Origin of the sequence: Ensifer adhaerens (assembly GCF_020035535.1) — a bacterium.
In the GTDB taxonomy this organism is placed as follows: domain Bacteria; phylum Pseudomonadota; class Alphaproteobacteria; order Rhizobiales; family Rhizobiaceae; genus Ensifer.
Genome location: NZ_CP083350.1, coordinates 719205 through 736755, shown reverse-complemented (window position 1 = coordinate 736755; position 17551 = coordinate 719205). Strand labels below are relative to the sequence as shown.

At 63.5% G+C, this 17551-nt stretch carries 13 protein-coding genes; 10 read left to right on the top strand and 3 right to left on the bottom strand.

The window, feature by feature from the left end; translation table 11 throughout:
* Positions 1-139: 139 nt before the first annotated feature.
* The 4 genes from LAC81_RS23795 to LAC81_RS23780 are packed head-to-tail and all read left to right on the top strand — an operon-like array spanning position 140 to position 3468.
* Entirely contained in the window at positions 140-1006 is an 867-nt protein-coding gene (locus LAC81_RS23795; RefSeq protein ID WP_223729627.1) for a branched-chain amino acid ABC transporter permease, read from the top strand.
* Complete coding sequence (locus LAC81_RS23790; protein WP_419195876.1) at positions 1003-2007, top strand: branched-chain amino acid ABC transporter permease; 1005 nt, start codon at positions 1003-1005, stop codon at positions 2005-2007. The genes LAC81_RS23795 and LAC81_RS23790 overlap by 4 nt, the downstream gene beginning before the upstream one ends.
* Positions 2007-2771 (top strand): ABC transporter ATP-binding protein, encoded by a 765-nt coding sequence (locus LAC81_RS23785; RefSeq protein ID WP_223729626.1) that lies wholly within the window; start codon positions 2007-2009, stop codon positions 2769-2771. The genes LAC81_RS23790 and LAC81_RS23785 overlap by 1 nt, the downstream gene beginning before the upstream one ends.
* A complete protein-coding gene (locus LAC81_RS23780; RefSeq protein WP_223729625.1) occupies positions 2752-3468 on the top strand; it encodes an ABC transporter ATP-binding protein in 717 nt (238 codons plus the stop codon). The genes LAC81_RS23785 and LAC81_RS23780 overlap by 20 nt, the downstream gene beginning before the upstream one ends.
* Before the next feature lie 12 nt (positions 3469-3480).
* Here LAC81_RS23780 and LAC81_RS23775 read toward each other — a convergent pair whose 3' ends face one another.
* From LAC81_RS23775 to LAC81_RS23765, 3 genes are all read right to left on the bottom strand, one after another.
* Positions 3481-5439 carry a CHASE2 domain-containing protein gene (locus LAC81_RS23775; RefSeq protein WP_223729624.1) on the bottom strand — a complete coding sequence of 653 codons (1959 nt, stop codon included), beginning with the start codon at positions 5437-5439 and terminating at the stop codon, positions 3481-3483.
* A gap of 47 nt (positions 5440-5486) precedes the next feature.
* Positions 5487-9128 (bottom strand): FecR domain-containing protein, encoded by a 3642-nt coding sequence (locus LAC81_RS23770; protein ID WP_223729623.1) that lies wholly within the window; start codon positions 9126-9128, stop codon positions 5487-5489.
* 229 nt (positions 9129-9357) lie between these two features.
* Entirely contained in the window at positions 9358-10044 is a 687-nt protein-coding gene (locus LAC81_RS23765; protein ID WP_113538763.1) for a GntR family transcriptional regulator, read from the bottom strand.
* A 203-nt stretch (positions 10045-10247) separates the two neighbouring features.
* On the opposite strand from LAC81_RS23765, the gene LAC81_RS23760 reads away from it, so the two are divergent.
* The 6 genes from LAC81_RS23760 to LAC81_RS23735 all read left to right on the top strand — a co-directional run bounded on the left by LAC81_RS23760 (position 10248) and on the right by LAC81_RS23735 (position 17363).
* Positions 10248-11291 (top strand): 4-hydroxythreonine-4-phosphate dehydrogenase PdxA, encoded by a 1044-nt coding sequence (locus tag LAC81_RS23760; protein WP_223729622.1) that lies wholly within the window; start codon positions 10248-10250, stop codon positions 11289-11291.
* A gap of 74 nt (positions 11292-11365) precedes the next feature.
* On the top strand, positions 11366-12352 hold the full coding sequence (locus LAC81_RS23755) for a Bug family tripartite tricarboxylate transporter substrate binding protein (RefSeq protein WP_223729621.1): 987 nt from the start codon (positions 11366-11368) through the stop codon (positions 12350-12352).
* Positions 12353-12412: 60 nt separating this feature from the next.
* Complete coding sequence (locus LAC81_RS23750; protein WP_223729620.1) at positions 12413-12913, top strand: tripartite tricarboxylate transporter TctB family protein; 501 nt, start codon at positions 12413-12415, stop codon at positions 12911-12913.
* Between the two features lie 102 nt (positions 12914-13015).
* Positions 13016-14551 carry a tripartite tricarboxylate transporter permease gene (locus tag LAC81_RS23745; protein WP_223729619.1) on the top strand — a complete coding sequence of 512 codons (1536 nt, stop codon included), beginning with the start codon at positions 13016-13018 and terminating at the stop codon, positions 14549-14551.
* Between the two features lie 147 nt (positions 14552-14698).
* The gene (locus LAC81_RS23740; protein WP_223729618.1) at positions 14699-15637 is read left to right on the top strand and encodes a sugar phosphate isomerase/epimerase family protein; all 939 of its coding nucleotides are present in this window, start codon (positions 14699-14701) and stop codon (positions 15635-15637) included.
* A gap of 13 nt (positions 15638-15650) precedes the next feature.
* Positions 15651-17363, top strand: a complete 1713-nt coding sequence (locus LAC81_RS23735; RefSeq protein ID WP_223729617.1) for a dihydroxyacetone kinase family protein — start codon at positions 15651-15653, stop codon at positions 17361-17363.
* Positions 17364-17551: the final 188 nt, after the last annotated feature.

Here is a 17551-nt window from a genome sequence, read left to right as displayed (position 1 = left end):
TGCTTTGACCGGTTGCTATTGAGAGCGACCGGCGCGCCTGCGGCGCCGCGAATGCTGGCGCCTGACTGCCGCTCCGCGCATATAATGCGCTCCGAATCCGGCGCAGCCAAATTTGGAAGAAAGGGCAACGGATAGCCCCATGCAAACCGTCCTCAGCATCGCGATCGACGCCCTTGCCTATGGCATGGTGCTCTTCGTCATCTCCATCGGTCTTTCGGTCACCATGGGCCTGATGCGCGTGGTCAATCTCGCGCATGGCGCCTTCGCCATGATCGGCGGCTACATCGCCTCCTATGCGGCGCGCGATCTCGGTCTTGCCTATGGCTTTGCCGTGCTGCTTGCGATCTTCGGCACCATCATCATCGCCGTACCGATCGAGCGGCTGCTCTATCGGCGGATCTACGGCGCACCGGAACTGACCCAGGTGCTGATGACCATTGGTATTACGTTCTGCATCATCGGCATTGCCAACTATGTCTTCGGCCCGACGCTGAAGACCGTGCCGCTGCCAAGCGAATTGCAGGGATCCGTCGACCTTGGCTTCCGGGCGATCGCCACGCACCGCATCTTCGCGATCGTCTGCGGCCTCGCGGTCGCTGCTGGCCTCTGGTACGCGATCGAAAAGACCGCCTTCGGCGTCAAGCTGCGGGCCTCGGTCGACAACGCGGCGATGGCGGCCGCCCTCGGTGTCCGCACGGAAATCGTCTATGCGGTGAGCTTTGCGGTTGCCGTCGGGCTCGCCGCTTTCGGCGGCGTCGTGGGCGCGGAGCTTCTGCCGGTCGAACCCTATTACGCGTTGCGCTACATGGTGACGTTCCTGGTCGTCGTCTCCGTCGGCGGCGCCGGCTCTATCCCGGGCGCGCTCGTTGCCTGCCTGCTGCTCGGCGCGATCGATACGACCGGCCGTTATCTCATGCCGGAATTCGGCGAGTTCTTCTTCTATCTGGCCGTGATCGCGATCATCTGCGTGTTCCCGCGCGGGCTCGCCGGGAGGGCCAAGGGATGACCATGACGACGACGAACGACATGATTGCTGCATCGCCCGTGCGCCGGCGGTTCGGCGGTGGAGACCTCATAGGATTGGCCGTAATCTTGCTGGTCGCGTTGATCGGCTATTTCCTCTTTCCCAACAATCTGGCGCTTCTGACGCGGATCATCGCAGCCGCTCTCCTGGTGTTGTCGCTCGATCTCGTCACCGGCTATTGCGGTGTCGCGACGCTTGGCCATGCCGCGCTCTTCGGCGCCGGCGCTTATGCAGCGGGCATCGCCTCGGCGCATTACGGCATCAACGATCCGCTGGCGATGCTCGCCTTCGGTATCTTGGCCGGCGCGGTGGCCGGGCTCGTCTGCGGTGTCGTCATCCTGCGCGCCCACGGCCTGCCGCAACTGGTGCTGTCGATCGCGCTCATCCATCTCTTCCACGAACTCGCCAACAAGGCCTCCTCCTGGACCGGTGGCAGCGACGGCCTTTCCGGGATCGCGCCGACGGCACTTCTCGGCCTCTACGAGTTCGATCTCTGGGGCCGCACGGCCTATGTCTTCGGCGTGGCGCTGCTTGCCATCGTCTTCGTCGCGCTGCGCCTGATCGTGCGCTCGCCCTTCGGCATGCTGTGCCGGGGCATCAAGGAGGATCCCGTCCGTATTCGCTCCATGGGTGCGTCGCCGAAAATCGCGCTGACGAAAATGTACGTCATATCCGGAGCCGTTGCCGGCGTCGGCGGCGCGCTGAACGCGATCTCCACCCAGGTCGTCGGCCTCGACAGCCTCTCCTTCACCATGTCGGCCGAAAGCCTGGTCATGCTGGTGCTCGGCGGTACGGGCTCGCTCTTCGGTGCGCTCACGGGCACTGTCGTTTTCATGTTCTTCGAGGACGTGGTCTCGGCGGCCAATCCCTTCCACTGGTTGACGATGGTCGGCGCGCTGTTGATCGCCGTCGTGCTCTTTGCGCCGAAGGGCATCTATGGCACCGCGGCTGCGTTCTTTGCCCGCCGCAAGGAGGCACAGTGATGCAGCCGATCTTCGAAGTCCACAATCTGAAGCGCGCCTTCGGCGGGCTCGCGGTCACCAATGACGTCAGCCTCAGCATCGCGCCTGGTGACCGGGTCGCGCTGATCGGGCCGAATGGCGCTGGCAAGACGACCTTCGTCAATCTCGTGACCGGCAATCTCAAGCCGGATTCCGGCGAGGTCCGTATCGGTGGCGAGGTGGTGACCGGTATCGACGCCATCGGCCGGGTGCGAAGGGGGCTCGTCCGCTCGTTCCAGGTGACGCGGCTCTTTGCCGATATGACGCCGGCCGAGCACGTTGCTCTTGCCGTGTTGCAGCGGAGCGGCCGCTCCGGCCGGCTCTTCGGCAATTTTCTCGGCATGCCCGACGTCATGGACGAGGTCCAGGAGCTTCTCGGCAAGCTCGGTCTCAAGGCGTTGATGCACCGCAAGGTGAGCGAGATTGCCTATGGCCAGCAACGCCTGCTGGAGATCGCCGTCGCGCTGGCGCTGAAACCGAGGGTGCTGCTGCTCGACGAGCCTGCCGCCGGCGTGCCGCAGAGCGACACCGGTCGCATCGAGCAGGCGCTCGCCGACCTGCCGGCAGATCTCGCCGTCTTGATGATCGAGCATGACATGGATCTCGTTTTCCGCTTTGCCAAGCGCGTGGTGGTGTTGGCTGCGGGCGCGATCATCTTCGACGGTTCGCCGTCTGATGTGACGAAGGATCCGCGCGTGCGGGAAGCCTATCTGGGGAGCTATGCCAATGCCAGCCACGCCGCTTGAGGTGGAAAACCTGTCCGCAGGCTACGGCCCGACGCGGGTGCTCGAAGGCGTCTCATTCGCCGTTCCGGCTGGCGCCCGCCTTGCCGTGCTCGGCCGCAACGGCATGGGCAAGACGACGCTGCTTGCGACGCTCGCCGGCCAGACGCGGCGGTATGACGGACGCATCCGCATGGGCAGCACGGATGTGACGGCGTTGCCGAGCGCCTCACGCGCCATGCAAGGCCTCGGTTTCGTGCCGCAGGCGCGGTGCGTCTTCCCGACGCTGACCGTCGAGGAGAATCTGTTCGTCGGCCTCAAGAGCCGTCCGAAAAGTGCGATCCAAGAAGCCTACGATATGTTCCCGCGGCTGTACGAGCGGCGGCGCAATCTCGGCAGCCAGCTCTCCGGCGGCGAGCAGCAGATGCTGTCGACGGCGCGCTCGATCCTTGGCCGCCCATCCATCCTGCTTCTCGACGAGCCGCTGGAGGGCCTGGCGCCTGTCATCTGCGAGGAACTGATGAAGGCCTTCGCCGAACTGGCCAAGACCGGGGACATGACCATCCTGCTGGTGGAGCAACGCATCCAGAGCGCACTCGACTTTGCCGATCAGGTGATCGTGCTCGAGCGTGGGCGCATCGCCTGGAGCGGAAGGCCGGAGGCACTTGCTGGCGATCATGATGCAGTCGAACGGCTGCTGGGGGTCGGTGGCCTGCACTGAATCGGAGGCGGCTCACCTCGGTTCTTGTTTAGGGGCATCGAGACGGCCGCGCTCACGCTCGTAGTAGCGTGCGAGCGGTGGCAGGGCATTTTTCAGCTGGTCGAAAACTCCGTCCTGCATCTGCAGCGCGCCGTCATATTTGGCTTGCACGAAGGACCGGTGGCGATCGAGCGCTTCCTTCTTGGCGCCGACGGCGACTGTGAAGACGGGGGACACGGTGCTGCGCCCCTTGACGGTGATGCGGTCGAGTTCCGCAATCGGGAAGTTTTTTTCAACGAGACGCGCGGTCTCTTCGCCAAGAAGCAGGGAGATGCCGTAATCCTTGGACGCACCTTCGAGACGCGAGGCGAGATTGACGGCATCGCCGAGGGCGGAATAGTCGAAGCGCTGATGTGAGCCCATGTTGCCGACGACGCATTCACCGGTGTTAATGCCAATGCCGATCCGCAGCGTTTGTGCGGGCCGGCGCTCCCGCTTCGCCTCGGTCTCCAGTTCTTCGTTGACCCGCGCCAGTGCCGCAAGCATGTCGAGCGCCGCACGCACGGCGTGGACCGCATGGTCGGGGTCGTCAAGCGGCGCGTTCCAGAAGGCCATCAGGCAGTCGCCGATGTATTTGTCGATGGTGCCGCCCTGTTTCAGCACCGCATCCGACAGCGGCGTCAGCAGGCGGTTGACGAGCGTCGTCAACCGCTCCGGGTCGTCTTTCATTTCCTCGGCGATGGTGGTGAAGCCGCGGATATCGCAAAAGAGGATCGACAGCGTCCGCCGTTCGCCGCCGAGTTTCAGGTGCGACGGGTCTTTTGCGAGCCGTTCGACAAGGGCGGGGGACAGATACTGCTGGAACGCGCGGGTGATTTCGCGGCGGCGTCGGCGCTCGTCGGCGTAGTCCAGGCCCGCCTGCCCGGCAGCCACCGTACCGAAGGCCAGCCCCGGGCCGAGCGGCGAGAGGAAAACATGGCCGAGGCGCATGGCTACATAACTCGCAAGAACGATGAGGCTCAGCGCGACGATGGTGTATCCGAGCGTGCGCCATCCCGTTGTCCTCAGCACCGCGAAGGCGGCCAGGATGGCGGCAAACGTGATCGCCGCAATCACGACGGGCCGCGGAGCTCGCTGAATGAAAAGGTCGTGCGCCAGGTTGTCGTAGATCGTCGCCTGCATCTCGACGCCGGAGACGAGCTTGTTCGAGTGCACGGTATCGGAGGTCGCGAAGGCGTCCGCGCCACCATCGGCGATCGACGGTGCATTCTGCAGGCTGAGCCCGACAAGCACGACCCGATCGCGGAAAGTGCCCTCCGGCAGGAAGTTGGCGGGATCGAGCGCCTGGTAATAGGAGACGGTGGGATAGGTCCGCGCCGGTCCGAAGACCTGAATAAGGGCATCCGCCGGCGGAGGTTGCGTTCGCATGCCCGCGATCTCGGCGAGAACAGCGGCAAAGCCGTCGGGGTAGTCCGGGACGGAGCGCAGCGTGCCGTCGCCACCAAGATTGACTGACGCGATCCCGGTGCTGGCACCCTTGGCGGTGAAGCGGGCTAGCGGCTCGGTGCGCACGAACTGGTCGGCCTGCGGCGCTTCCACAAGCGTCTGGTCACCGGCGAGAACGACGTCGTTACCAAGCGCGCCCTCCAGCGCGTCATCGTTGACCGGATCGGCCGAAGGCTCGGCGAAAATGACGTCGACGCCAATCGCGCGGGCGCCAGCCTTGCGCAGTGCTTCGATGAGGCGGGCGTGCAGCGCACGTGGCCACGGCCATTGCTGGCCGATCTCGGCCATGGATGGCTCGTCGATGGCAACGACGATGGGGCTGTTTTCTGGGAGCGACGGTGTGCCGACGGTCGACAGATAATCGAAGCTGCGCAATTCGTTGAGCAGCCAGGCATTGGACAAGGTCGCAAGCGAAAGCGCGATGCTGACGAAGGCGGCGAGCCCCAGCAGCTTCAGCCGCCGCAGCGCCAGGCGACGCCTATCCAACTGTCCGTATCGGCCGCCCGATGCCTGCACGGCGACGTGCTCCTTGATCAGAACCGCACCTTGACCGTGCCCTTGAACGTCGGCCCCCAACCGGGAATGCCGTCTCTAAGCTCGAAGTCCTCGTCAAGCAGATTGAAGGCCGCAAGGTCGACTTCGATCTGTTTGTCGAAGGGTTCCCATTGCAGCGATGCGTCGAGCGTCCAGAAATCTTCGAGCGTTACCCCGCCAGCCGGCCGCGAGCCGATATAGTTGGCGGCGATCGTCGCCTTGACGTTGGCGGTGTTGACCCAGGTCAGCGCCACTTGGCCGGTGTTTTCTGGTACGAAGAGAAGTTCGTCCAACTGGTTGACGGTGTGCTCCTTGACGTCGGCTTCCGTATGGGCGGCCGTCAGGGAAAGGCCGAAGCCGTGACCGATCGCAAAGTTCGCCGTCGCGGCGAACCGGTCTAGCCCGACCTTTTCATAGTCCAGATTGACCGGGGACAGTGGGACATTGAGCGACAGTTCGTGCACTTCCTGGTGCTGATAGTCGAGTGCAGTAAAGAGCCAGTTGTTCCACTCCGCGTCCCAGCGGAGTGCCAGGGTGTCGGCGTAGCCTTCCGCGCCGAAGCGAAGCTGGTTGGGCTGCAGGGCAACAATGCCGATCGGGGCGAGGGTGGCGACGTCGAAATTCAGGCCGTCGCGCATGGCGGCGGCGCGCAGCCAATGCCCTTCCGCCGGCGCCCATGCAATGCCGAGCTTTGGCTCAAGGCGGACATCGCCGTCGTTGACATCCTCGATGTAGCGGGCAAACAGTGCGCCTTCCGTCTTCAGGTCCGGTGTGATTTCGTAGATCGTGTCGACATAGGCCTTGGCAACGGTCTGTGTCGCCGAGGACGAGCCGGATCCGATGAAGGGGATGTTGTTGCTTCCGATCCTTATCGCCAGCGGATCGAAGATATCGAACGAACTGTCGGAGCGAACGACGCCGCCTTCGATCCCGTAGCGCCAGGTGAAGTCGCCGTCTCCGTAAAGGTGGTTGACGGCGGCAATATAGGTTTTCTGCCTGTCCTCGCTGCGAATGGTGGCGAGGTCGGGGAAGCTTAGGCGTGAGCCGCTGACCTTCTCGTTTTCCACGACGTCCTGATCGGAAAAGAAAAAGGCTGCATTGGCGATGTTGCGATAGCCGAAAGTGTGGCTCCAGGCCACACCTGACAAAAGTCGGTCGGCCTTGTCGTCAAGGAAGTTGTCGAAGCCGGTGGCCGGATAGTCGAGGACGCTCTTGTCGTCATCGAACTTGCCATAATTGGCATAGGCGATGATCCGGTCGTCTGGCGTCGGCGAGGCGGTCAGATAGCCGTTGCCGCCGAGCAGGCGTGTCTCGCGCTCGATCGCCAGGCCCTGACCGAGGTCGATGGTGTCGCGCGGCTCCTCCCAGTGGAGATTGCCATAGACGCTGATCGGGAAGGGCGAAAAGGTCAGCCCACGCAGTTCCGCTTCGCCGATCCAGCCGGTGTGATCGTTGTCGGCGATGATGCCGCCGCCAAGCGCGGCTTCGAAGAACGGCCGCTGGACAATGTTGGCCGTGCGCTCGCGGCTCGCCAGCATGTGCGGTTCGATCAGCAGGCCCTGGAAAAACGCGGAGAAGCTCTGCGGGTTGGCAGTGTTGACGACCGGGCTACCATCGAAGTCATAGTCGTTGAACAGCGGATTGACGCTGCCGCGGATCGCCTGGTCGACATAGCTCGATCCCGTGAACGGGTCGAAGACGGCGTCGCCGTAATATTGCCCCCACGCGTTCAACCCCTGCAGCCGGAAGGCATCGTTGAGCGTCGAGCCGGCATCTTGGTTGGCTCCAAGCGGCGCACTTTCGCCGCCGCGCGCCCGAGTCCGGCGCATGAGCTCCTGGGCATAGCGGATCGCCGCATCGGAATCGTATTCGTCGATCGCGATGGCGGTGCGCATCTGCATGATGACCGGATCGTTCGGATCGAGGCGATCGGCATTGTCGAGCGCTTGCGCGGCGGGGATGCGGTCGCCCTTTTCGTAGTAGGCACCTGCCAGCAGCAATTGGGCATTGGAATAGGCAGGATTGGCGGTCGAGCCGGCAAGCAGGTCGTTCAGGGCCTTCTCCAGTTCGCCGGTCTGCATGTGGTAGCGCCCGCGCGCGACCAGGGTGATGTCAAAGGAAGGGTCGGCGGCCAGGGCCGCGTCGATCTCAGCCTTCGCTTCCTTCATCCGGTTTTCGTCGAGATAGAGGATCGAGAGATTGGCGTGGTAGAGCGGGTCTGCCGGGTCGAGTTCGACCGCTTTGCGGAACGCTCTTTCGGCGCCGCGATTGTCGCCCCGATCGCTCTTCGCCAAGCCTATCCAGTTCCAGATGGACGCGTCGCCGGGTGTGATTTCTACGGCGCGCTCAAGGTCCGCCAGCGCGCCGCGCCGATCATTTTCAATGAGCAAACGATATTTGGCGCGGGATTCGAGTGCGGTTGGATCGTCGGGATCGTTCGCAAGCGCCTTTTCGATGCCATCGCGCATTTCGTCGCGATCGTCGAGCAGCATGGCGAATTGCGCGCGAGCCGCTGGAAGGAACGGATCGTCGGGGTACTGCTTTTCCGCTTTCTTGATCGTGTCGATTGCCGCACGGATATCGGTGCGGAAGCCCGCGGTCCAGGCCGCGGCAAAGGCGCCGTAGGCTCCCGCCGCCTGAGACGGGGGCTCCTCGACGCGATCCGGATTTGCCAGCGCGCGTGCAAAATAGCCGCCATAGGCAGCGACAGAGCGGCGATTGGCGTCGAGCCCCGGAGCGGCCTTGGCAAAGAGCTGTGCCGCATCGGTGTAGCGGTTCTCTGAGCCGGCAATCAGCGCTTCGACGAGATAGGCGCGCGCGGCTTGAGATCGGCTAAGGCCCAGATGCCGAGCCTGCTCAAGCGCGGCCGTGGCCTGCGCCCGTCCGTCGAACTGCAGTTGGATTTCGGCGAGCGTCAGCCAATCTTCCGCCGAACGGGACGTCTCCGGCCTGGCTTCGATCCGTTCGCGCTGGTTGCGCATGTCACGCACCTTCAGCGGCGTCGGCGGCATCAAGGCGAACGCATCGCGCAGCGACAGATGGAAGAGCATCTGTTCGCGGTCCTTCGGCGTCACGACCACCACCTTGGACGGCGCCTTGCCGATCGCCGCGACTGCGCCTTCGCCTTGAGCGACGGTGACGCTGCCAAGCTCGTTGCTGAGTTCGACCACGCCTTCAAGCACGGTCAGCGAGGTGGTGTCGCCAGCAACCGTCAGTGTCCAGTCGGTGCCGCGAATGGCGGCCGTTGCCGCCGGCGTGTCGATGGTGAGGCCCTGGCCGCCACGTTCGGCACGGGCCCAGATCGTACCCGATTGCAGTTCGAGATTGGTATCACCGCCCGTGCCCATACGCTTGACGCGCAATGCGGTATTGCGGCCGAGCCGGATCTGCGTGTGGTCGGAAAAGAGAACGGCAAGTGCGCCGGTTGCGTTGGTGCGCAGCACGTCTCCGGACAGCAAATCCTGGGCGAGGTCGACGAAGCGCCAGTTGGAGACGTCGACGAAACGAACTTCTTCGCCGGACTTGCGGGCGATCACCGATCCGGCAACGGGCGGCGTTCGCTGGACCGGTTCAGCGAATACTATGCTTGGACAGAGTATCGCTGCCGTAGCGAGCAGTACCCGACGTCTTTGCCGCCCCATGTTAGTTCCCGTCTCCACCCCACCGTGGATTCAGTGAATTTCGACCAAGTCAAAGTCAATAGTGTTCGAATATTCTAAGTTGTTTTCCAAGCAATGTGTCTTATTCGGGAAACAGCTGTCGGCGGTCTGTTCGCATTGCTGCAATATTGGGGGCGCCGAATGACGAAGGGCGCCCGTCGGGCGCCCTCAGAGTTGCCGTAGGTGGGGCGGTTGCTGCCCCGCTGAAAAATCAGACGGAAGCCTTGACCCGCTCCCAGGCATTCATCAGGTGTCGCCCGAGAACCTCGGATAGCTTTGCCTTGTCGCGGGCTTCGAGCGCGACGATCATCTCCTCGTGCTCGGCAACGGCCGCTGCCCATTTCTCCGGTCCTTCGTGACCGATGAAGCGGATGCGCTTCAGCCGCGTCTGCAGAACGGCATGCATATCGGCCAGCGCAGCATTTGCTGCGAGCTGGACGATGGCCGAATGGATCTGCTGGTTGAGCTTGTAATACTGCAGGCGGTCGCTCGCCTTGTAGCGCTGCACCATTTCGTCGTGGAGAGCGCGCACTTCGGCAATGCCGGCATCGCTCGCCGCGTCGCAGGCAAGCTTGCCGGCAAGCTCCTCCAGCGTCTGCAGGACTGTCAGCATGTCGTGCACGTCCTTGGCGCTGAAGCGCTTGACGACGGCGCCGCGGCTCGGAACGAGCTCCACCAGTCCCTCGCTCGCCAGATACTTGATGGCTTCGCGCAGTGGCGTGCGGGACACGCCGAGCTGCTCGCCGAGTTGGCCTTCATGCAGGCGGGTACCGGGCGACAGGTCGCCTTCGATGATCATGTCGCGCAGGTGGCTGACCAGCGTGTCATGCAGCGCCGTGCGCCTGATCGGGCCTGGACCGCCGTCCGGCCGCCTCTCCAGAGATGTGATTTCGTTCATTGTTTTGCTTCTGCGTCTGGCGACTGGGTGTCGACCGTCTGTTCCCGTTCGCGCCGATTGAATCAGCGCTGTCTCATTAAAGCATGGAGACGGGCTTCGCCACCGTCAACAGAAAATGCTGCATACAGAATACAAAAGACTTGATGCAGAATTTTGAATAACGTATGACGGCAGCCGAAAGAATGAAGTGGAGGACATCTCTCATGACGACCAACGGTGCTGCCGGTAACGGCGCGCGTCCTGTCATTGCGCTCGCCATGGGCGATCCGGCCGGCATCAGCCCGGAGCTCACGGCCAAGCTGTTGGCGCTTACCGATATCCGTGAAGCCGCGCACATCATCGCCATCGGCGATCGCCGGATCTTGGACGAGGGTGCGAAGACTGCTGGTGTGACGCTCGATCTCGAGCCGTCCAGCCTCGAAGATCTCGACAAGGCAGGCACGTCGCGCCACGTTTTCGTCGATCTCGCTCATCTCGATCCGGCCGACGTCGTTCGCGGCGAGGCGACGCTTGCGGGCGGCACCTTTGCGACCCGCAACTTCCGCACCGCGCTCGAGCTCGCGCATGCGGGCAAGGCCGACGCCGTCTGCTTCACGCCCTTCAACAAGAAAGCCATGCGGTTTGCCTATCCGGGCTATGACGACGAAATCCGCTTTGTTGCCGATGTTCTCGGCTTCACCGGCAAGGTTCGCGAGTTCAACGTCCTCGAAAAGGTCTGGAACGCCCGCGTCACGTCGCACATTCCGCTCAAGGAAGTCGCTGACAACCTCTCGGTCGACGGCATCATCGCCGAGCTTGAACTAACCCAGGCCTGCCTCAGGGAAGCCGGTCACGAAGAGGCAAGGATCGCGGTCGCCGGTCTCAACCCGCACGCCGGTGACGGCGGCAGCTTCGGCATGGAAGAAATCGATATCATCGAGCCGGCCGTCGAAAAGGCGAAGTCGCTTGGCTTCAACGTCGAAGGTCCGTTCCCGGCGGATACGGTTTTCGGGCGGGCTCTCAAGGAAGGCTACGATGCCGTCCTCACCATGTACCACGACCAGGGCCAGATCGCGATGAAGCTGATGGGCTTCGACAAGGGCGTGACCATGATGGGCGGCCTGCCCTTCGCGCTCTGCACGCCGGCCCACGGCACTGCCTACGACATCGCCGGCAAGGGCATTGCCGACCTCGGCGCGAGCCGCGAAGCGCTACTGCTTGCCGTGCGCATGGCGAAGAAAAAGGCGGCTCTCAAGGCTGCGGCCTGATTTCGCACGCTTTCACGCAATAACGGCGCAGGAGGAGGTCTTGCGCCGCAGAACCACAAACGGGAGGACCCGACTTGAAGAATACCGTCTCCATCGCATGCATCATGGCAGCCGTCTTCGGCGTTGCTGCTCCGGCCGCAGCCTTCGAACCCGATCGCCCGGTTGAATTCGTCGTCACGGCAGGTCCGGGCGGCGGCACTGACATCTTCGCCCGTACGATCCAGGCAATCATCGGCAAGTACGAGCTGATGAAGGCTCCTGTTGTCGTCACCAACAAGGGCAGCGCCGGTGGCGCCGAAGGTTTCGTCTACACGGCGACCAACAAGGGCGACGCCTACAAGCTCGCATTCGGCACCAACAACGCCTACCTTCTGCCGGTTCGCGCCAAGGTTCCCTACAAGGCTGAAGATCTGACACCGGTGGCGGCGCTCGCCTCTGACGAGTTCATTCTCTGGGTAAACGGCAAGGCGTCCTACAACACCGCCGCAGACTTCGCCGCCAAGGCGAAGGAAGGCGGTCTCAAGATCGGCGGCAGCCAGTCGAAGGATGTCGACCAGATCCTGACCTCGATGATCAACGAAGCGACTGGCGCTACGATCAACTACATCCCGTTCAAGAGCGGTGGTGAAGCGGCTGTTCAGCTTGCCGGCGAACACCTCGACGCCAACGTCAACAACCCGAGCGAAAACCTCGGCCAGTGGCAGGCCGGCATGGTCAAGCCGCTCTGCGTCTTCAAGAGCGTCAAGCTCTCCAACGAAACCAAGGTCGCCGGCGACAAGGCCTGGAGCGATATTCCGACCTGCAAGGAATCGGGCATCGCCATCGACAACTACTCCATGCCGCGCACGGTCTGGCTGCCGGCTGGCGTTGACCAGGATGCGGTCAAGTTCTATGCGGACCTGATGCGCAAGGTTTCGGAAACGCCGGAATGGGCGAAGTACCTCGCCGACACCTCGCAGTCGCCTGCCTACATTGCCGGCGACGACTTCAAGGCCGCCATCGAGATGGATGGTGCTGCTGTCGGCGAAGTGCTGAAGCGCGAAGGTTGGCTCGCCAACTAAGGCGGGACATTGAGGCGGGTGCCTTCGGGCGCCCGTCATTCGCTTTGAAAGGTCACGATCATGAGCGAGAACGGTGCGAATGGGGTTTCCCGCTTCGCGGTTGAGCTTGGCGTTGCTGCGCTGACCGGCGCCTTTGGCGTGGCGGTCTGCTACGGATCCCTCGATATCGGTGCGGGATGGACCGAATTCGGGCCGGAAGCCGGCTATTTTCCCTTCTATGTCGGTCTGCTGATCCTTCTCGGAAGCGTTGCGAACGCCATCCACGCTTTCGTCAAGCATCGCGGCACGGGCGAAATCTTCATCGACAGTCACCGCGCCAAGGTGGTCTCGTCGTTTCTGTTGCCGCTGATTGCCTTTGCCGGTGTTTCCGCCTGGCTCGGCCTCTATGTCGGCACGGCGCTCTACATCGCAGGCACGATGTTCTTCCAGGGGCGTTACAAATGGTGGATCGCCTTGCCGTCCGGCGTCGCGGTCTCGCTGTTCTTCTTCGTCGTATTTGAGATCGGCTTCAAGGTTCCGCTGCTCAAGGGGCCGGTCGAGGCCTGGTTCGGAATCTACTGAGGGCATGTCGCGCAAATAACGACACGCAGACAATCAAAGACTTAAAGCGCAGGGAGCGGATCCGAGAGATCGCGACGCGCTTTGAGCCCCGGGAGGAATGACATGGAAAATATCGGTCTCCTGATCGATGGCTTCGGCCACATCCTCAGCTGGAACCATATCCTGCTGATGATGGTCGGCGTCACGCTCGGCATTCTGGTCGGCGTGCTGCCGGGCCTTGGCGCGCCGAATGGCGTGTCGCTCCTGTTGCCGCTGACCTTCTCGATGGACCCGATCTCCGCCATCATCCTGCTCTCCTGCATGTATTGGGGCGCACTTTTTGGCGGGTCGACTACATCGATCCTCTTCAACATTCCCGGCGAACCCTCGTCGGTGGCGACGACCTTCGACGGCTACCCGATGGCGAAAGCCGGGCAGGCAAGCCGCGCGCTGACGCTCGCCTTCGTGTCGGCCGGCATCGGCGCGCTCGCCGGCGTCGTGATGATCACGCTGCTGTCCGGCTGGGTCGCAAACTTCGCGTTGCGCTTCTCTTCGCCCGAATATTTCGCCGTCTACTTCCTGGCCTTTGCAAGCTTCATTTCCATGGGCGCGCAATCGCCCTTCAAGACGCTCGTCTCGATGATGCTCGGCTTCGCGCTTGCCTCCATCGGCATGGACACGATCTCCGGCGACTTGCGCCTCACCTTCGATATCCCGACCCTGATCAAGGGCGTCAGCTTCCTGATCGCCGTCATGGGTCTCTTCGGCATCGGCGAACTCCTGCTGACGACGGAAGAAGGCTTGCGCTTCGAGGGCATCAAGGCGCGCGTCAAGCTCGTCGAGATCGGCCGCACGCTCGTCGAGATCCCACGCTACTGGTTCACGATCCTGCGCTCGACGATCATCGGTATCTGGATGGGCATCACGCCGGCCGGCCCGACGGCCGCCTCGTTCATGAGCTACGGCGTTGCCCGCCGCTCGGCGCGCGACAAGTCGAAGTTCGGCAAGGGCGACCCGCGTGGCGTCGTCGCACCCGAAACCGCCGACCACTCCGCCGGCACTTCGGCGCTGCTTCCGATGCTGGCGCTCGGCGTCCCCGGTTCGGCAACGGCTGCCGTCATGATGGGCGGCCTGATGATCTGGGGCCTGACACCCGGACCGATGCTCTTCACCGAGCGGCCGGATTTCGTCTGGGGCCTCATTGCCTCGATGTATCTCGGCAACGTGGTCGCCGTCTTCCTGGTGATCGCTACCGTGCCGCTCTATGCCTCGATCCTGCGCGTACCCTTTGCGATCATCGGCCCGATCATCGTCGCCGTCATCTTCTCCGGTGCCTACCAGGTGGCAAATTCGGTCTTCGACATCTTTCTGGTCATCGGCTTCGGCTTGCTCGGCTACGTGTTCAAGAAGCTCGATTACCCGCTGGCGCCGCTGGTTCTCGCCATGGTGCTTGGCGACAAGGCCGAAGATGCCTTCCGCCAGTCGATGCTTCTCTCCGGCGGCAGCCTCAACATCTTCTGGTCGAACCCGCTGGTTTCCTCGCTGATGGCGCTCGCCCTTGCCCTTCTGCTGTCGCCGCTCGTCTTCGGACTGATCGGCCTGGTTCGCAAGCGCAAGCATGATGCCCACCCGCATGGTGACGGCAGCGCGGCGGCTTGACGGAGCCGCCGCACCCCAACGACCGCACGATTCCAGGAAAAAAGTCTCGCAGCTTTCCATTCGCAGTTGCGTTGCTTCAAAGAGTTGGATCATTTCATCGTTTCGCTGAAGCGTCGAAATGATCTGGCAAATGGTGAGGAAAGAACCATGGCGAACACATCGCGCAAATGGACCCGTGAAACCTGGCCGATTGCGGCCGCCATGATCCAGTATCCGAACGTGCTGGCAGACGGCAGTTCGGTGCAGGAGCAATCGGCCGAGCAATGGGCCGAAACGCTCGCCGACGTCGTTGATGCCGGCTTCACCGAACTCGACCCGACCGACAGCTGGATCCGGCTCGCCGATCTCTCGCCGGCGCGGCGCGACAGTTTCGTCAAGCTGACCCGCGACCTCGGCCTCGCCATGCCCGCGATCTCGACTTCGCGGCGCAGCGTGATCGACCCGGAGCATGGCGACGAGTACCTTGCCTACGGCCACCGGGTCATCGAAACCGCGGCGGCGATCGGCGCGGGCTCTGTTTCCTTCGGCTTCTTCGGCCCACTGACAGAGGCACAGAAGAAGGCGCTCTGGTTCTGGACGGTCGACGGCGTGAAGAACCCTGACGACCCCGCCATCTGGCAGAAGGCCGTTCAGCGCATTCGCGAACTCGGCCGCCATGCCGAGGAACTCGGTATCGAGCTGGCGCTGGAAATGTACGAGGATACCTATATCGGCTCGGCCGACAGCGCCGTGCGCTTCGTCACCGATGTCGGCTTGCAGAATGTCGGCATCAATGCCGATCTCGGCAACCTTGTTCGTCTCCACCGTCCGGTCGAGCACTGGCAACAGATGATGGCCAAGGTTGCCCCCTTCGCCAAGTACTGGCACGTCAAGAACTACTACCGCACCGAGGACGAGACGTCGGGCCTGGTGGTCACCCATCCGGCGCCGCTGGAGTTCGGTGTGATCAACTACCGCGCCGCGATCCGCATGGCGCTTGCCCACGGCTACAACAGCCCGTTCCTTTGCGAACATTACGGCGGCGACGGTCTCTCCGTCAGCGCTGCCAACCGGGACTATCTGAGGCGCATCCTGCCTCGCGAATAAGGGAAGAGACGCGATGACCACCATCTTTGACGCACCGGAAGAGTTCGCCACGACCGCGCTTGCCGGGTTCAGTTCGATCTACGCGCGCAATGTCCGTCTCGTGAAAGGCGGCGTCGTCCGCTCGACCAAGGTGCCGAAGGGAAAAGTCGCCGTCGTCATCGGCGGCGGCTCCGGGCATTATCCGGCTTTTGCCGGCTATGTCGGGCCGGGCATGGCGGATGCGGCCGTTGCCGGCGATGTTTTCGCTTCTCCGTCGACCGCGGCCGTTGCCCGCGTCTGCCGTCAGGCCAGTCAGGGCGGTGGCGTGCTGCTCGGCTTTGGCAACTATGCCGGCGACGTTCTGAACTTCGGTGTTGCGGCCGAGCGCCTGCGCGCTGAAGGCATCGACGTGCGCATCGTGCCGGTGACGGACGACGTGGCCAGTGCATCGGCCGAAACGCCGGCCAAGCGCCGCGGCATTGCCGGCGACCTCGTCGTCTTCAAGATTGCGGGGGCGGCTGCGGAAGCCGGCCTCAATCTGGATGAGGTCGAGCGCGTCACCCGCCTTGCCAACGATCGCACGGTTTCTTTCGGGGTCGCCTTCGGCGGCTGCACGCTTCCGGGCGCCAAGGCGCCGCTCTTCACCGTGCCGAAGGGCGAGATGGCGCTTGGTCTCGGCATCCACGGTGAGCCGGGCATCCGCGAAGAAAAGATGGTTTCGACGAGCGAGTTCGCCAGGCTTCTGGTCGGCAAGCTGCTGGCCGAACGCCCGGCGGATGTCCGCAAGGTTGCCCCTCTCCTGAACGGTCTCGGTTCGACGAAGTACGAGGAACTCTTCGTGCTTTGGGTCGCGGTCGAGAAGGAACTGAAGGCGGCAGGCCTCGAGATCGTCGATCCCGAATGCGGTGAATTCGTCACCAGCCTGGACATGCAGGGCTGCTCGCTGACGCTGATGTGGCTGAACGACGAACTTGAGACCTATTGGCGCGCTGCCTGCGACGCACCGGTGCTGCGCAAGGGCACGATCATCGCGGCCGAGCCCGCGACCGACGAGATCGAGAACGAGGACGGCCCGGCGACGTTCGCTCCTGCCTCAGACGCCTCGAAGGAGAGCGGCAAGTGCATTGCGCAGCTGATCGCTGCGCTCGCCGAAGCGCTGAAGCAGGCCGAAGAAGAACTCGGCCGCATCGATGCCTTTGCCGGAGATGGCGACCACGGCCAGGGCATGCGCCGCGGTTCGGCCGCAGCCGACGAGGCGGCAAAGGCGGCGGTCGCTGCCGGCGCCGGAGCGGCAAGCGTCCTGGCTGCGGCAGGCGATGCCTGGGCGGATCGCGCCGGCGGCACGTCGGGTGCGATCTGGGGCCTGTTGCTGCGTTCGTGGAGCAATGCCTTTGACGACCAGACGGCGCCTTCGGATGCAGCCATTGTCGATGGCGCACGCCTGGCGCTCGATGGCGTCACCCGCCTCGGCCGTGCGCGCGTCGGCGACAAGACACTCGTCGACGCGCTGGTGCCCTTTGTCGAGGCACTGGAGCGCGAGTTTGCCGCCGGCAAGCGCCTGATCGAGGCGTGGCAGGTTGCCGCCAAGGCTGCAACCGATGCGGCCGAGGCGACCTCCAGCCTGACGCCGAAACTCGGCCGGGCGCGCCCGCTCGCCGAAAAGAGCATTGGCCATCCGGATGCCGGCGCGGTCTCGTTGGCGCTGACGGCCCGTGTTGCCGACGGCTTCCTGGGGCAGCGCCGCTAAGGATGATGTTTCGATACCTGCGATCGGGCGGCAGCCGCGCCGTCCGATCGCAAATCTCGCGCGCGTGAGTGCCCTTTTGCAAGGGCGAATTTTCCGCCCTGGGACGGACTTTTCAGCGGGTCTTGGGGATAGAAAACCACGGCGGAGCGCGCCCGCGGTCGTGGCTTTTTCAACACAATCTCTGGTCA

Excerpts from the sequence above, each read along its gene's own strand:
- LAC81_RS23735 (WP_223729617.1), top strand. The coding sequence starts at position 15,651 with ATGACCACCATCTTTGACGCACCGGAAGAGTTCGCCACGACCGCGCTT.
- LAC81_RS23795 (WP_223729627.1), top strand. The coding sequence starts at position 140 with ATGCAAACCGTCCTCAGCATCGCGATCGACGCCCTTGCCTATGGCATG.
- LAC81_RS23770 (WP_223729623.1), bottom strand. The coding sequence starts at position 9,128 with ATGGGGCGGCAAAGACGTCGGGTACTGCTCGCTACGGCAGCGATACTC.
- LAC81_RS23785 (WP_223729626.1), top strand. The coding sequence starts at position 2,007 with ATGCAGCCGATCTTCGAAGTCCACAATCTGAAGCGCGCCTTCGGCGGG.
- LAC81_RS23760 (WP_223729622.1), top strand. The coding sequence starts at position 10,248 with ATGACGACCAACGGTGCTGCCGGTAACGGCGCGCGTCCTGTCATTGCG.
- LAC81_RS23740 (WP_223729618.1), top strand. The coding sequence starts at position 14,699 with ATGGCGAACACATCGCGCAAATGGACCCGTGAAACCTGGCCGATTGCG.
- LAC81_RS23765 (WP_113538763.1), bottom strand. The coding sequence starts at position 10,044 with ATGAACGAAATCACATCTCTGGAGAGGCGGCCGGACGGCGGTCCAGGC.
- LAC81_RS23780 (WP_223729625.1), top strand. The coding sequence starts at position 2,752 with ATGCCAGCCACGCCGCTTGAGGTGGAAAACCTGTCCGCAGGCTACGGC.
- LAC81_RS23790 (WP_419195876.1), top strand. The coding sequence starts at position 1,003 with ATGACCATGACGACGACGAACGACATGATTGCTGCATCGCCCGTGCGC.
- LAC81_RS23750 (WP_223729620.1), top strand. The coding sequence starts at position 12,413 with ATGAGCGAGAACGGTGCGAATGGGGTTTCCCGCTTCGCGGTTGAGCTT.
- LAC81_RS23745 (WP_223729619.1), top strand. The coding sequence starts at position 13,016 with ATGGAAAATATCGGTCTCCTGATCGATGGCTTCGGCCACATCCTCAGC.